At 75.4% G+C, this 14,400-nt stretch carries 15 protein-coding genes and 1 pseudogene; 5 read left to right on the plus strand and 11 right to left on the minus strand.

Annotated features, from left to right (window positions below):
- Nucleotides 1-60: 60 nt before the first annotated feature.
- Nucleotides 61-462: a hypothetical protein gene (locus tag AB0J76_RS33900; protein ID WP_352326408.1), complete on the minus strand. Its 402-nt coding sequence runs from the start codon at nucleotides 460-462 to the stop codon at nucleotides 61-63.
- Between the two features lie 3 nt (nucleotides 463-465).
- Between AB0J76_RS33900 and AB0J76_RS33905 the strand changes: the two genes are divergently transcribed.
- The gene (locus AB0J76_RS33905) at nucleotides 466-612 is read left to right on the plus strand and encodes a TetR family transcriptional regulator (protein WP_352326410.1); all 147 of its coding nucleotides are present in this window, start codon (nucleotides 466-468) and stop codon (nucleotides 610-612) included.
- A gap of 2 nt (nucleotides 613-614) precedes the next feature.
- Here the strand turns inward: AB0J76_RS33905 and AB0J76_RS33910 are convergent, their stop codons facing one another.
- The 5 genes from AB0J76_RS33910 to AB0J76_RS33930 form a co-directional block, all read right to left on the minus strand.
- The gene (locus tag AB0J76_RS33910; RefSeq protein ID WP_352326411.1) at nucleotides 615-1,286 is read right to left on the minus strand and encodes a response regulator transcription factor; all 672 of its coding nucleotides are present in this window, start codon (nucleotides 1,284-1,286) and stop codon (nucleotides 615-617) included.
- On the minus strand, nucleotides 1,283-2,590 hold the full coding sequence (locus AB0J76_RS33915) for a sensor histidine kinase (RefSeq protein WP_352326412.1): 1,308 nt from the start codon (nucleotides 2,588-2,590) through the stop codon (nucleotides 1,283-1,285). The genes AB0J76_RS33910 and AB0J76_RS33915 overlap by 4 nt, the downstream gene beginning before the upstream one ends.
- Complete coding sequence (locus tag AB0J76_RS33920) at nucleotides 2,587-3,546, minus strand: alpha/beta hydrolase (RefSeq protein WP_352326413.1); 960 nt, start codon at nucleotides 3,544-3,546, stop codon at nucleotides 2,587-2,589. The genes AB0J76_RS33915 and AB0J76_RS33920 overlap by 4 nt, the downstream gene beginning before the upstream one ends.
- Nucleotides 3,547-3,694: 148 nt before the next feature.
- Nucleotides 3,695-5,461: an ABC-F family ATP-binding cassette domain-containing protein gene (locus AB0J76_RS33925; protein ID WP_352326415.1), complete on the minus strand. Its 1,767-nt coding sequence runs from the start codon at nucleotides 5,459-5,461 to the stop codon at nucleotides 3,695-3,697.
- 331 nt (nucleotides 5,462-5,792) lie between these two features.
- Complete coding sequence (locus tag AB0J76_RS33930) at nucleotides 5,793-6,710, minus strand: NADP-dependent oxidoreductase (protein WP_352326416.1); 918 nt, start codon at nucleotides 6,708-6,710, stop codon at nucleotides 5,793-5,795.
- A 157-nt stretch (nucleotides 6,711-6,867) separates the two neighbouring features.
- On the opposite strand from AB0J76_RS33930, the gene AB0J76_RS33935 reads away from it, so the two are divergent.
- Nucleotides 6,868-7,638: a methyltransferase domain-containing protein gene (locus AB0J76_RS33935; RefSeq protein ID WP_352326417.1), complete on the plus strand. Its 771-nt coding sequence runs from the start codon at nucleotides 6,868-6,870 to the stop codon at nucleotides 7,636-7,638.
- Between the two features lie 129 nt (nucleotides 7,639-7,767).
- Here AB0J76_RS33935 and AB0J76_RS33940 read toward each other — a convergent pair whose 3' ends face one another.
- Nucleotides 7,768-8,916 carry an NAD(P)/FAD-dependent oxidoreductase gene (locus AB0J76_RS33940; protein WP_352326419.1) on the minus strand — a complete coding sequence of 383 codons (1,149 nt, stop codon included), beginning with the start codon at nucleotides 8,914-8,916 and terminating at the stop codon, nucleotides 7,768-7,770.
- Between the two features lie 128 nt (nucleotides 8,917-9,044).
- Here AB0J76_RS33940 and AB0J76_RS33945 point away from each other — a divergent pair, with 128 nt between their 5' ends.
- A complete protein-coding gene (locus AB0J76_RS33945; RefSeq protein WP_352326420.1) occupies nucleotides 9,045-9,626 on the plus strand; it encodes a helix-turn-helix domain-containing protein in 582 nt (193 codons plus the stop codon).
- A gap of 19 nt (nucleotides 9,627-9,645) precedes the next feature.
- Here the strand turns inward: AB0J76_RS33945 and AB0J76_RS33950 are convergent, their stop codons facing one another.
- Together AB0J76_RS33950 and AB0J76_RS33955 are read right to left on the minus strand one after the other, a co-directional pair.
- A complete protein-coding gene (locus tag AB0J76_RS33950; RefSeq protein WP_352326421.1) occupies nucleotides 9,646-10,035 on the minus strand; it encodes a PPOX class F420-dependent oxidoreductase in 390 nt (129 codons plus the stop codon).
- Nucleotides 10,036-10,151: 116 nt separating this feature from the next.
- Entirely contained in the window at nucleotides 10,152-10,376 is a 225-nt protein-coding gene (locus AB0J76_RS33955; protein WP_352326422.1) for a hypothetical protein, read from the minus strand.
- Here AB0J76_RS33955 and AB0J76_RS33960 point away from each other — a divergent pair.
- Both AB0J76_RS33960 and AB0J76_RS33965 read left to right on the plus strand, forming a co-directional pair.
- Nucleotides 10,329-10,511, plus strand: a pseudogene (locus AB0J76_RS33960) (M20/M25/M40 family metallo-hydrolase); the annotation flags it as partial. The gene AB0J76_RS33955 and the pseudogene AB0J76_RS33960 sit on opposite strands and share 48 nt — an antisense overlap.
- A 67-nt stretch (nucleotides 10,512-10,578) precedes the next feature.
- Nucleotides 10,579-11,157 (plus strand): hypothetical protein, encoded by a 579-nt coding sequence (locus AB0J76_RS33965; RefSeq protein WP_352326423.1) that lies wholly within the window; start codon nucleotides 10,579-10,581, stop codon nucleotides 11,155-11,157.
- 49 nt (nucleotides 11,158-11,206) lie between these two features.
- On the opposite strand, the gene AB0J76_RS33970 is transcribed toward AB0J76_RS33965, so the two are convergent.
- Together AB0J76_RS33970 and AB0J76_RS33975 are read right to left on the minus strand one after the other, a co-directional pair.
- Nucleotides 11,207-13,000, minus strand: coding sequence for a CocE/NonD family hydrolase (locus AB0J76_RS33970; RefSeq protein WP_352326424.1), 1,794 nt, complete (start codon nucleotides 12,998-13,000; stop codon nucleotides 11,207-11,209).
- Nucleotides 13,001-13,099: 99 nt separating this feature from the next.
- The gene (locus AB0J76_RS33975; protein WP_352326426.1) at nucleotides 13,100-14,386 is read right to left on the minus strand and encodes a cytochrome P450; all 1,287 of its coding nucleotides are present in this window, start codon (nucleotides 14,384-14,386) and stop codon (nucleotides 13,100-13,102) included.
- Nucleotides 14,387-14,400: the final 14 nt, after the last annotated feature.

Genomic DNA, 14,400 nt, shown 5'->3' on the forward strand with positions numbered 1-14,400 from the left:
GGCTGCGGGGACGGCGGAGGGGCGGAGGGGCGGAAGGGCGGGCCGCGCCCGCGGCTGCGGTCAGTCGTGCGCGGGCGGCAGCGCCCCGGCGACCAGGGCGCGCAGGGCGGCCAGGGCCGCGCCGGCGTCGACGCGCTCGGGGGCGACCAGCCACTGCTGGTGGATGCCGATGCCGGCGCCGATCAGCGCGACGGCCAGCGGCTCCACCGGCAGGCCCGGCGGCAGCGGCAGGCGTTCGAGCCAGCGCCTGCAGTGGTCGCGCAGCGTGTCGTGGATCTCGACGTAGCGGTCGCGGATGGGCGAGCCGGGCTCCAGCGCCTCGACCAGAAGGGTGACGAACAGCTTGGTGGTCGGCAGGGCGAACATCGCGCCGACGCCCTGGTCGAACGGCCCGAAGTCCGGCTCGCCGGCGTCAGGGGCGTCGCCGGCTTCGGGGGCGGCGGCGAGGCCACCACGTTCCACGACGTGGCCGCCCGGTCGGGCATCAGCCGCGGGTCCATCCCGTGGCACTTCGGCGGCAAGGAGGGCCTGCTGCTGGCCGTGCTCGAACGTTCGGTGGCCAGGGTGCGCGCCGCCCGGCCGCGCGAGATCGTCCGGCTGGCCGCCGCCTGAGGTCAGTAGCCCGAGGGGCGCACCAGCCCCGTCTCGTAGGCGAAGACCGCCGCCTGGGTGCGGTCGCGCAGCCCGAGCTTGACCAGGATCCGGCTCACGTGGGTCTTGACCGTCTGCTCGGCGATCACCAGGCGCTCGGCGATCTCGGCGTTCGACAGGCCCTGCGCGATCAGCGCCAGCACCTCGGTCTCGCGCTCGGTCAGGTCGCCCACGCGCTCCTTCAGCGGCGCCCGCGGCGCGCGGCTCACCCGGGTGAACTCGGCGATCAGGCGCTTGGTGACGTTCGGGGCCAGCAGCGCGTCGCCGGTCGCCACCACCCGCACCGCGTGGGCCAGCTCGGCCGCCGAGGCGTCCTTGAGCAGGAAGCCGGACGCCCCGGCGCGCAGCGCCTCGTAGACGTAGTCGTCGAGGTCGAACGTGGTCAGGACGAGCACCTTCGCCGACGCGTCCGGACGGGCGGCGATCCGGCGGGTGGCCTCGATGCCGCCGAGCTCGGGCATGCGCACGTCCATGAGGACGACGTCGGGGTCCAGCTCGGCGACCTTGTCCACGGCGTCGAGCCCGTTGACGGCCTGGCCCACCACCTCGATGCCGGGCTCGGCGTTGAGCAGCACGGTGAAGCCCTGGCGGACCATGACCTGGTCGTCGGCGATGAGCACGCGGATGCTCGTCATGAGGTGGCCTGCACGCCTTTCTGCGAGTCGACCGGCAGGAACACGCTGACCTCGTAGCCGCCGTCCGGCGTGGGCCCGGCGACGAGGTCGCCGCCCAGCATGGCGGCGCGCTCGCGCATGCCGAGCAGCCCGTGCCCGGTGCCGGGCGAGGGCCGCGCCGGCCTGGCCGGCGGCTCGTTGACGACCCGGATCGCCAGGGCGCCGGGCCGGTACGTCAGCCGGACCGCCACCGCCGCGCCGGGGGCGTGCCGCATGGCGTTGCTGAGCGCCTCCTGCACGATCCGGTACGCCGACAGCTCGACTCCCGGCGACAGCGGGCGCGCCTGCCCGGCGATCTCGGCCGTGAGCGTGACGCCCGCGCCGCGCACGTTGGCCAGCAGCTCCTCCAGCCGGTCGAGCGTGGGCTGCGGCGCGTCGGCCGGCTGGTCCTGCGCGCGCAGCACCCCGAGGACGCGGCGCAGCTCGGTCAGCGCCTCGACGGCGTTCTCCCGGATGCCGGCCAGGTTCTCCCTCAGCTCCTGCGGCGGGTCGTCCACCAGGTGCGGCGCGACCTGGGCCTGGATGGAGATCACCGACATGTGGTGGGCGACGACGTCGTGCAGCTCGCGGGCGATCCTGCTGCGCTCCTCCAGCAGCGTGCGGCGGGCCCGCTCCTCGGCCGTCAGCTCCTCCTGGGCCTCCAGCCGGGTACGGGTCGTCCTGAGCTGGCGCACCCCGGCCCCGACGGCGACCGCGACCGCGTCGGCCAGCATGGCGGTGGCGCCCAGCCCGCCCCCGTTGGCCTCCGGCATGAGCACCGCGATCGCCACCACGGTCAGCGTGGTGATCGCCAGTGCTTTGACGGCGACGCCGGGGCGTACCCGCAGCGCCAGCAGGAACAGCACCCCGGCCTGCAGGGCGACGCCCGAGCCCGTCCACGGGAAGGCGGACGGGTCGGCGGGCGGGAAGGGCAGCCGCTCGTACGTCTCGGGGTGCACCGTCCAGGGGAAGCTCAGCTGGTGCGACACGTACACCATTCCCGACCGCGCCCCGGCGACCACGAGGACGATCGTCGCCCAGAAGGCGGCCAGCGGGCGCCACATCGCCAGCACCATGGCCGCCGCCATGGCCATGGCCAGCAGCGGGACGGTCGGGTCGATGCCCTCCCCGCCCGGGTACAGGCCCATGACCAGCGCGTACAGGGCGACGGCGACGTGCGGGAGCCGGGACAGGGCGCGCGGGCCGCCCATGCGGGGCAGGGGGTCGGGGGCCATGGTCCACAGGTCCGCGCCCAGCCTGGCGAGGGCCCTGCGCAGCCTGCTCATCCGCCCTCGCCCACGTTCGTTGTGTCCTGGCTTGTGCCCTTGGTCCAGCTTACGGGTGAACCGATCACGATCCGCGCGAGGTTCGCCAGCGCCGTGGATCCGGCCGCCAGGTAGTCGCTGTGGCCGCCGCGGCCCGCGTCGAACACCCGCGCCCCGAACCCGGGCGCGACCGGGTCCCCGCCCAGCCCCAGGGTGCCGGACGGCAGCTCGACGGACGCGTGCGGCAGCCGGCCGACCCAGTCCCCGGCCGTGCGCCCGGCCCACACCGGCGTCCGGGTGCGCAGCGCCGCGACGTCGGCCGCGCCCGCTCCCGGGCTGCCGAACAGGACGAGGGCGGCCACGTCCAGCCCCGGCGCGGCCCGGCCGCACACCGCCGAGCCGTAGGAGTGGCACAGCAGCGAGATGCGCGCGCCGGGACGGAGGGCGCGCAGCTCGTCCAGGAAGGCGCGCAGGGCGGGGGCGGCCCGGTCGGCGCGGCCGAGGGTCAGCGCCTGGAGGCTCACGCTGCTCGGGGTGGCGTACCCGAGCCAGGCGATCACGGCCGACCGGTCGCCCAGCGCGGCGCGCAGGCGCATCGAGCCGCCGCGCAGCAGGCCGTACTTGTCGAGGGTGATGCCCGCGCCCGGGACCAGCACGGCGATCCGGGCGGCGGTGGCCAGGTCGCCGAACACCTCCACGGCCCGGCCGGCGTCGCGGCCGTCGAAGGACAGGAACCGGCGGGCGGGATCGGCCATCTCGCGCAGCGCGGCGGCCCGGCGCCGGTGGCCGCGCCGGACGGCGTCGCGCTCGGCCGCCAGGATCGCCGCGCGACCGGCGGCGTACCGCCCGGCGAGCCCGGACGGCGGCGCCGCGGCGGGGACGGGCGCCGGCACCTCCCCCGACACGCACGCCGCCGGGCCCGCCACCGAGGCGGCGACGAGCGTGGCGAGCAGGAGGCGGCTGCCGCGGTTGCCCATGGGAACCCTTCCGACGGGGGGGACGGTTCCCCCGACGCTACGGATCGCCCCCGGCCGCGCGCCTCCCGCTGCGGAGCTCACTTCCCGCGTAGCTCCCAGGTACTACGGGACGTACGTCAGCCCTCCCCCAGGTTCTACGGGACGCACATCAGCCCTCCCCGCGCAGGTGCAGACGGCGGCCCCGCCAGCGGGCGCGCAGCCAGCGGTCGTGGCTGGCCACCACGATCGCGCCGGGGCCGTCCGCGGCGATGGCGGCCTCCAGTTCGTCGGCCAGGCCGGGCGACAGGTGGTTGGTGGGCTCGTCCAGCAGCAGCACGTCGGGAGGGTCGGCGATCAGCAGCGCCAGCGCGAGACGGCGGCGCTGGCCGACCGACAGCTCCCCCACGCGCAGGTTCGCGTCGCGGGCGCGGATCAGGCCGAGTGAACGCAGCGGCACGGCCTCGGCGCGCTCCGGCCCGAGGGTCTGCTCGTAGGTCTCCCGCACCGTGCGGCCGGGGTGCTCGAACGTCGTGTCCTGGGGCAGCAGACCGACGGTCAGGCCCGGCCGCCGCCGTACCGGCCCGGCCGGCTCCAGGTCGCCGGACAGGACCGCGAGGAGGGTGGACTTGCCCGCGCCGTTCGGTCCCGTGACCAGCAGCCGGTCCCCCTCCTGCAGGTCGAGCCGGTCGAGCGCGAGCCGCCCCGCCACCCGGACGTCCCGCACCGACACCAACGGCCCCCCGCCCTGCCCCACCGCATCGCCCCGGTCCCCCTCCAGACCTTCGGGAGAAGGGAGGGCGACGTCGCCCCGGTCCCCCTGCGGACCTTCAGGGAGAGGGAGGGCGGCGTCCTCACGGTCTCCCTCCGGGCCTGTGGGGGGAGGGAGGGGGGAGGTGAGGCGGGGGTGCAGGCGGAGCGGGGGCGGTGGGGCGGGGACCTGGTCGCGTTCCAGCTCGGCGAGCCGGCGGGCGGCGTCGCGCACCCGCCGGGAGATCTGCTGCTGCACCCGCCCGGCGCGGTGGCCGTAGCCCATCTTCTCGTTGTCGCGGCGCAGGCCGTCCTGCGCGACCCGCCGCGCGGTCACCGCGACGGCGCGGCGCAGCTCGTCCAGTTCCTCCTGCTCGGCCGCGTGCCGCCGCTCCCAGCGTTCGCGCTCGGCGCGCCTTCTGGTCAGGTACGCGCTGTAGCCGCCGCCGTACCGGACGGGGCCGTCCACGGCGGGGTCGAGGTCGAGCAGGTCCGTGCAGACCGCGTCGAGGAAGGCCCGGTCGTGGCTGGCCACGACGACCACGCCGGTCATGCCGCGCAGTTCCTCCTCCACGAAGACGGCGGCGTCGTCGTCGAGGTGGTTGGTGGGCTCGTCGAGCAGGAGCGCGGCGGGCCGTCTGATCAGCAGCGCGGCCAGGGCGAGCCGGCCGCGCTGCCCGCCGGACAACGTCCCGAGCGCCCGCGTCCCCGGCACGCCGCCCAGTCCCAGCCGGTCGAGGACGATCTCCGCCCGCCGGTCGGCGTCCCAGGACTCGTGCCGCTGCGCCTGATCGAGCCGGGCCCCGTACGCTTCGAGCAGCGCGGCGTCGTCCGGCGACCCGGCCAGCTCGCGGGTGAGCCGGTCGAGCTCGGCCAGGTCCATACGCGCCTCGCGCAGGGCGTCGTCGAGCACGTCGGCGAGCGTGTCGCCGGCCGCGAACGGCAGCTCCTGGTGCAGGAAGCCCAGGTCGGCGGGGCGGACGACGGTCCCGGAGTCGGGCTCGTCCACACCGGCCAGCAGGCGCAGCAGCGTGGACTTGCCCACGCCGTTCTCGCCGATGAGCCCGATCCGGCGGCCGGGGGCGGCGGTGAGCGAGAGGCCGTCGAGCACGCGCCGCGTGCCCAGCGTCCGGACGAGATCGTGGGCCAGCAGCGCGTCACTGACGGGCGGGCAGGGGTTGGAGAGCATGTGAACCTCGGAGGAGGACGCGGGCGCGCCGAAGCCGCCCGGTGAAGGGGACAGGGTTTCGGGGAACGACGAAAAGGCCCACGTCGGCGGCGCTCACGCGCGCCCGCCGGGGCCGATCACCCTCCGGTGTCACCCGGAGATGTCGTCGTCACCTGCCATGTCCGGTCTCCTGGCCGTAGATCACAAACGTTCCCACCGTAGCCCATCCCCGGCGCGGGGTTCCCGGTGGAGGCCGAAGACGACCCGCCGCACACGCTGCTCCCCGTCCGCACCACCCGGCCAAAGGTGCACGCGCTGTTCTGCATCCGCGCCACCGGTCAGTGGCCCGCGGCTACGGCCTGAGGACGATCTTGCCGTGGGTGTGCCGCCGTTCCAGCTCGCCGAACGCGTCCCGGACCCGCTCCAGCGGATACACGCGGGCGATCGGCACCTCCAGCTCCCCCCGCGCGGCGAGCCGGGCCAGCTCCCCGACCACGACCGCGCAGGCGGCCGCCCCTTCCCCGTACGTCCGCGCGCCGACCCTGGCCGCGCCCGCCCAGTCGCAGATCGTGTCGATCCGCTCGGGCCGCACGCCCAGCTCTACCGCCAGGTCGACGTAGCCGTCCCCGTAGGTGTCGACGAACGCGTGCACCTTCCCGCCGGTCGCCGACCGGATCCGCGCGGCCACGCCCTCCCCGTACGCGACCGGCACGACGCCGTGCCCCCGCAACCAGGCGTGGTTGGCCTCGCTCGCCAGCCCGATCACCGTCGCGCCGCGCCGCCGCGCGAGCTGCACGGCGATGGACCCGACGCCGCCCGCCGCCCCGGACACCACCACCGTCTCCCCCGGCCCCGGATCGACCGCGAACACCGTGGCGTACGCCGTCGTGCCGGCCACGTACAACGACCCGGCCACCTCCCAGGGCAGCCCCGCCGGCCGCAGGGTCAGCGCCACGTCGTCGGCCACGACGAACTCCGCGTGGCTCGCCCGGCGGTGGGTGAAGCCGAGCACCTCGTCGCCCACCGCGAACCCGCGCACCTCCGGACCTGCCGCCACCACCACGCCGGCCAGATCGCTGCCCTGCCCGGACGGGAACGTCGCCGGCCAGCGCCCGTGCCGCGCCCCCTGGCGGATCATCGTCTCGCCGGGCTGGATCCCGGCCGCCCGCACCTCGACCAGCACCTGACCGGGCCCCGGCGCCGGACGCTCGACCTCCTCCACCCGCAGGACGTCGATCCCGCCGTACTCGTGGAACCGCACAGCCTTCATCGCCTGATCACCCTCCTCGTCCGGACCGGCCCTTCGCGCGGCCGCAGCCCACCCTGCCGCTCCCGCGCCCGCGGCGGAACGGACCGCTCTTCCCAGGACCGTCGATCCCAGGAAGCGGCTTGACTTCAAGCACACTTGAAGCCGCAGGATCCCGCACATGACCAAGAACCAGACGACCGGCCGTACCGGCCAGGAGACCGACGCGCTCATCGCCCTGCTCGACCTCGCGGACCACCTGCCCGGGGCGGCCGCGCTGCGGGCGCGTTCCTACGAGTTGCTCGGCCTCGCCCCGCGGGCGGCGGTGGCCGACGTCGGCTGCGGATCCGGCCGCGCGGCGGCGGAGATGGCCGGGCTGGGCGCGCGGGCGATCGGCGTCGACCCCGACGAGCGGATGATCGGCGTGGCGGCCGGGCGGTGGCCGGCCGCCGAGTTCCGGGTGGCGGAGGCGTACGCGCTGCCGTTCGCCGACGGCGAGCTGCGCGGCTACCGGGCCGAGAAGGTGTACCACGTCCTGGACGACCCGGCCCGCGCCGTGGCCGAGGCGCGGCGCGTGCTCGCGCCCGGGGGGCGGATCGTACTGATCGGGCAGGACTGGGACACCATCGTCATCGACTCCGGCGACGCCGCGCTCACCCGCCGGATCGTGCACGCCCGCGCCGACCTCGTCAGGTCGCCCCGCGTCGTCCGCGGCACCCGCAACCTGCTGCTGGACGCCGGTTTCTCCGACGTCACCGTCGAGGTGCACACCAGCGTCATGACCGACGCGACGATGGTGCCCGTGCTGGCCGAGCTCGCGGGGAAGGCGCGTGCGGCCGGGACGGTCGGCGCGGCAGAGGCCGAGGGCTGGCTCGCCGAGCAGCGGGAACGGGGGCGGACGGGACGGCTGTTCCTCGCCCTGCCGCTGTTCGTGACCGCGGCCACGCGTTAGGCCCCCGGGGCCGGGCCGGGGTCAGGGCGGGGGCCGGGGTCAGGGCGGGGGCCGGGGTCAGGGCGGGGGCCGGGGTCAGGGCGGGGGCCGGGGTCAGGGCGGGGGCCGGGTCAGCGGTGGGGGCCGGGGTCAGCGGTGGGGCGGGGCGAAGGCGGCGAGCTCGCCGCTCTCGTGCCGTTCGAGCAGCGCCTCGGCGCCGTGCTCAAGGGCGCGGGCCGTCTCCGCCGCGCGCGGGAGCATGGTGCTCTCGTACGCGGCCACGGCCTCCGCCACCGTGGCGCAGCCGGCCAGCGCGAGGGCGAGCTCGCAGGCGTCCAGCATGGCCAGGTTGGCGCCGGCGCCGAGCGGCGGCATGAGGTGGGCGGCGTCGCCGAGCAGGGTCACGCTGGACGACCGCGCCCACACGTGCGGGACGGGCAGCGCGAACAGCGGGCGATCGACGTACGGCCCGTCGTTGCCGGTGATCATCCGGAGCAGGTCCGGCGACCAGCCGGAGAACGCGTCGAGCAGCCGGGCGCGGATCCCGGCGGTGTCGCCGGCGCTCAGGCCGCTCGCGGCGATCCACCCGGCGGGCAGGCGCTGGATGACGTAGACGCGGATGTGGTCGCCGCCGTTGCGCTGGGCGAACAGGGCGCGGTCGCCGTCGGCCGCGGTGGCGCCGCCCTGGCCGACGAGCGCGGCGAGGCCGGGGTGGGCGTTCTCGACGTCGTGGAACCACGCCTCCAGGAAGGTGACCCCCGTGTAGCGCGGCGCCGCGGACGAGACCGCGGGTCGCACCCGGGAGAACGCGCCGTCGGCCCCGATGACCAGGTCCGCCTCGACGGACGTGCCGTCGCGGAAGTGCACCCGGCGCGGGCCGCCGGCTGGCCCGGTGACCTGATCGACGGCCGAGCCCCACCGGACGGTCCCGGGCTCCAACGAGCCGAGCAGCAGGTCGCGCAGCACACCGCGGTCGATCTCCGGCTTGTGGAGCTCGCCCTCGGCCGGGACATGGTGGTCGAGGAGCCGTCCGGACGGGTCGAGCAGCCGCATCTCCTGCCCTTCCGGGCGGGCCAGCCGGAGGAAGTCGTCGAGCAGGCCGGCTTCGCGCAGGGCGATCTGCCCGTCGTCGGCGTGCAGGTCGAGGGTGCCGCCCTGGTCGCGGGCGCGCGGATGGGCGTCGCGGTCGTGGACGGTCACGGGGATGCCGTGCCGTTGCAGGATGCGGGCGCAGGTGAGCCCGCCGGGGCCCGCTCCGACGACGTGGATGCGCGCGGTGGCGGGTGCGGGTGAGCGCATGGCTGGACCTCTCGTTCGTGATCAGGGGTGGGTACGGCGAGCGCCGCCGTTCCAGAGAAGCAGAACGAGTACAAAAGTGCAACCGGTCAACTAATTCACCTATGCCACCTTTTGGTAGGGTGGGCGGCATGGACACGCCACCCGTCGCCGGCCGCCGCGAACGCAAGAAGGCCGCCACCCGCCGAGCCATCGCCGACGCCGCCCTGCGCCTGTTCCTGGAGCACGGCTACGACCGGGTGAGCGTCAGGGACGTCGCCGAGGCGGCCGACGTGTCCACCACCACGCTGTTCAAGCACTTCCCGGGCAAGGAGGCGCTGGTCTTCGACGAGGAGGCCGACCGGGAGGCGGAGCTGGTCGCGGCGGTGCGCGGGCGTCCGGAGGGCCAGAGCGTCGTCGAGGCGCTGCGCGGGCACGTGCTGGCGTCCTGGCCGCAGGTCGCGGCCCATCCGCTGCGGGAAGGGTTCACCGAGCTGGTGGAGTCCACGCCGGCGCTGCTGGCGTACTACGAACGGATGTGGACCCGGCACGCCGCCGCCCTGGGCGCGGCCATCGCCGAGGACGCGGGCGTGGCCCCCGACGACGTCGCCTGCCACGCGCTCGCCCGGTTCGTCCTGGAGACGCCGGCGCTCACGCGGGGGCGGCAGGACCTTCGCGGGGCCGTCGAGCAGGTCTTCGACCTTCTCGCGCACGGCTGGCGCCCGCCGCGCTAGCCGGCGCCGGCCCGCGCCCTCAGACGGTCCGGGACGACCGCCCGCCGTCGATCCCCCACGACACGATCCTGACCGGGGTGATCACGATGACCTCCCGCGAGAAGTACGGCACCGGCGGCTCGTGGTCGGCCAGCGCCACCGCCGTGCCCCGGATCTCGATGCCGCGCACCACCCACGGGTCGACCGAGGCCAGGTCGTCCACGACGAGCGCGGCGGTGCTGCCCCGCTGGACGTTCCTGAACTTCTTGGAGGCGCCCATCGCGTGCCCGCCGATGGTGATCGTGCCCGTGGCCGCGTCCACGAAGAAGCCGACGGGGTTGTTCTGCACGTCTCCGGAGGGGGAGACGGTGGCCAGCCGGCCGAGGTGCTGTCCGGCCAGGTAGTCGAGCTCTGCCTGCGTGAAGATCATGCGGGGAAGTATGCAACCTTGACACCGGCGTCACCCCAAATCCACCCCTTTCCCGGCAGTTGGGGTCCCGGATGATGTGCCAGCATTCGGCCATGAGCGACGACGACCTGATCGAGTTACGCCGCGAGATCCACCGCCACCCCGAGCCGGCCGGCCAGGAACGGCGCACCGCGGCCCTGGTGGCGGCGGCGCTGCGGGAGACGGGCCTGGAGGTCCGGACCGGCGTCGGCGGCCACGGCGTGGTCGCGGTCCTGGACGCCGGCGACGGCCCCGCGATCGGCTACCGGGCCGACATGGACGCGGTCGCCGTGCCCGGCGGCGCCGGCCACCTGTGCGGGCACGACGTGCACACCGCGATCGGCGTGGGCGTCGCGCGCGCCCTGGCCCGCGAGCGAAGCCCGGGGCGGACGGTCTTCTTCTTCCAGCCCGCCGAGGAGACCTGCGAGGGCGCCCGCGCCATGATCGGCGACGGGGCCATGGACCCGGTCCCGCCGCGCGAGGTGTACGCCCTGCACTGCGCGCCTGCCCACGGGCACGTTCGCGGTGGCCCCGGGCTTCGGGCACCCCGGCCAGGACGTCTTCCGCATCGAGGGCCTGACACCGGAGGAGGCGCGGCGCTTCGAGGCGCTGGTCGAGGGCCTGTCGACGGTGACGCCGCCGGCCACCCCGCAGGAGATGGCACAACTGGCGGCCGACCTGCAGATCCCGGACGGCCCCCTGGCGACCTTCGTGTACGCCCAGGCCCACCGCGAGCCGGACGCCGTGCAGGGGTGGGTCCGGGCCTGGCCGGACAGCCGGTACGCCGGCATCCGCTCGTTGCTGCGCGCCGAGGCCGGGTCACGCGTGCGGTTCGTCGGCCGTCATCCGTCGTCGGTCAACTCGCCGGAGCAGGCTCTAGCCGGCGCCCGTCATCTGGACGCCCTGCTGCTGCACGCGTCCTATCCGTTCAACGGGGAGGATTTCGGGCTGTTCCTGGAGCGGGCGCCGGGGGCGATGTTCTTCTTCGGCGTGGGCGAGCGGGGCGCGCCGCACGACCCGGACTTCGTGGCGGACGAGCGCGCGATCGCTGTCGGCGTCGAGGCGATGGCCGGGTTCCTGCGCGCCCGGAGCGAGGCACTCTGACGTTCCCCGGCCCGTCCGTCGGGCGCGCGCCGGGCCGGGGACGGCCGGGTCAGCGGCGGGACAGCCGCAGCGGGAAGGTGCCGGGGCCGACGCCGCCGAGCGTGGTGGTGTAGGCCGCCAGGTACCGGTCCAGGTACGGCGAGCGGTCCCCCTGGGTGGGCACGTCGTGCCGCGTGGACAGCAGGTCCAGGCTCAGCCGCGCGCCGGAGACCTTGATCGTGTTGCCCGAGGGCACGTCCAGCCAGCCGTTGGACTCGATGGTGCCGATCTGCACGCCCAGCCGGTGGCCCGGTTCGAAGGTCCAGTCGGCCGACTTCAGGTCGAACGCGATCGGGCCGCGGCGCTCCAGCAGAGCCACGTTCTCGTCGAACATCGTCGCCCTGCCGTCGGGGGCGACGTCCCACAGGCGGACCATGACGTTGCCGGTCGTGCTCGCGTCGAGCCTGATCCGCGGCGTGCCGGTGAGCCTGAGCCGCTCGGCGGCGGGCGTGGACCAGGTCCAGAAGCTGCCCGAGGCGGCCGCGCTCTGCCTGGCCGAGCTCTTCTCGGCGGTGGAGAGCGGTTCGAGCGGCGGCGCGTGCTCCATGTCCCAGCGGCCGGAGGGGGCCGTGGTCGCCGTCGCCGCGGCGCCGCCGCCGTCGTCGAGGTACGCGCCGGCCGACAGCCGGGCCTCGTACGACGTCGTGACCACCGGCCAGGCCGGCTGGGCGCGCCAGGCGCCGAGGCTGTCCTCGATCGCGTACGCCGGGTCGTCCACCGAGGGGCGCACGCCGCGCAGGTACTGGTCGTAGAACCGCATCACCTCGTCGAACCAGCCGGCCCGTCCCTGCAGCAGCCGGCCCTGGGCGTCGGTGTCGTTGCCGCGCACGTGCTCCCACTGGCCGAGCCAGCCGCGTTCGCGCCCGCGGTGGTTGTCCAGGTAGACCTCCATGTCCTCGGGCTTGGTGTTGGGCTCGATGAAGCCCTGGGTGACCAGCAGCGGCGTGCTGGTGCCGGCCGCCCGGTCGGCCAGGTTGCGGGCCCGCCAGTACGCCGAGCGCAGGTCGGGATTGTTGTTGTTGGTGATGTTGTCGGTCAGGCAGGCGGGGTGGGCGGTCTCGTACTGGGCGTTCGCCTTGTACCGGTCGCTGTCGCCGGCCATCGGCGGCATCGTCGCGATCGAGTTGTACGCCTCCGGCGTGCCCGTGACGTTGGGCCGCGGGACCTTGTTGCTGAACAGGTAGTTGTACATGTTCCAGACCGGCTCCTGGGCGACGACCGCCTTCAGGCTCGGCAGCCTGAGGTTGTTGCCGACCAGGCCGGTGACCGCGTCGTACGACTTGCCGTACATGCCGACCTTGCCGGTGGACCAGGGCTGGGCCGCCGACCACTCGACGGCGGCCCGCACGTCGGCCTGCTCGCCCGGCCCGACCCAGTCGAGGCAGCCGGTGCTGCCGCCGAAGCCGCGCAGGTCGACCATCACGAAGGTGTAGCCGCGGGCCATCAGCCCGGCGCCGTCCACGAAGTCCCGGAAGCGCGCCGAGGGCCCGACCTGGTCCCATCCCTCCGGGCCGGTCTGCCCGGCGTGGGCGAAGTAGGGGCCGACCGAGACGATGACCGGCGTCCGCGCGCCGGCCGGCAGGTGCGCCGGGCGGAGCACGTCGGCGTGCAGCTCGACGCCGCTGCCGTCGGAGGAGGGGAAGTACGCCTCCGTCCACGCGGCGCCCGCGGGGACCCGGGGGTTGTCCTCGTGCGTCACCCCCGGCGCCGACGCCGAGGCGGGCGGGCCGCCCGCGGCGAGGGTGGTGATCGTGACCAGGACGCCGGCCGCCACAGCGGCCGTCGCCTTCCCGCGGATGTTCATCGACTCTCCCCGTGCATGCCGGCGGCGTCCGAACGAGCGTGCATCACTCATATGCCAGCGGGCACGCCGAGGCAAGCCCCGCCACATCCGTCCGGGTGGTCAGCGGGGGAAGCGGCGGGTCAGGCGCATGCGGATGTCGTGCTCGGCCCACAACACGAAACGTTCGACGGGCGTCACCGGATGGTCCTCGACCGGCTCGAAGGCGAACCGCCTGAGCAGCACGGCGAGCACCAGCTCGGCCTCCACCATGGCCAGGCTCGCGCCCTCGCAGCCGCGCGGCCCGAGGCCGAAGGGGAGGTAGGCGTAGCGGTGGCGGGCGGCCTGCTCCTCGGGAGTGAAGCGGTCGGGCCGGAAGGCGTGCGGGTCCGGCCAGTGGCGGGGGTCGAGGTGCACGGCCCAGAAGGGGTAGAAGATCGTGGTGCCCGCCGGGACGTGGTGGCCGTCCAGGGTGAGGTCCTCGGTGGTCTGGCGGGCGCCGTACGGGCCGGGCGGGTAGAGCCGCATCGACTCCTTGAGCGCCATCTCCAGGTACGGCAGGCGGCGCAGGTCGGCGTAGCCGGGGGCGGCGCGGTCGCCCAGCACGTCGTCCAGCTCGGCGGCCACCCGCGCGGCGGGGCCGGGGTTGCGCGCGAGCAGGTGCAGGGTCCAGGAGACGGCCACGCCGGTGGTGTGGTGGGCGGCGAGCATGATCATGAGCACGGTGTCCCTGATCCGGGCGGGCGACATGTCGGCCCGTGCCAGGGCGGTGACCAGCTCGCTGCCGCCGCGGGCCAGCACCCCGTCCACGACCTCGCGCAGGTACGCCAGCGCCCGGTCGGCGCGGGCGAGGTCGTCGTCGCGCTCGGGCCGGCGGCCGAGGTGGACGGTCAGCACGGTCTCGAACGCGTTCACCACCCGCGCCGGGTCGGCGAGGCCGCCGCCCAGGGCGTACCGAGCGATCATGCGCAGGGACAGCTCGCTCAGGTCCTGCTGGAGCGCCACCGGGCCGTCGGCGGCGGCGCGCTCCCAGCGGTCGGCCAGCTCGGTGGCCAGGGTGACGAAGCCGGCGAAGTGCGCCTCGTGCGAGCGGCGGCCGGCGAGCACCGACAGCAGGACCCGGCGGAAGGGGCCGTGCTCGTCGGCGGGGAGCGTCTGCAGGTTGCCGGCCTCGCACAGGGGGGCCAGGAACGCGAAGAGCTCGTCGGGGCGTTCGTCGATGGCAGCCGTGGCCTCCAGCAGCACGGGGTCGGCCACCGAGATCGCGACCGGCGCGCCGGGGAGCTGGAAGCGCACCAGCGGGCCGTACCGCTCGTGCAGCCGCAGCTGGTAGGTGTGCAGGCCGCCGGCGGCCGCGACGGCGCTCAGCCCGCCGTCCGCCGCGGGAGGAGGGCCGGGGATGTCACGCATCCGGCCACGGTCTC

It is taken from the genome of Nonomuraea sp. NPDC049624, from assembly GCF_040675255.1.
GTDB lineage: Bacteria > Actinomycetota > Actinomycetes > Streptosporangiales > Streptosporangiaceae > Nonomuraea.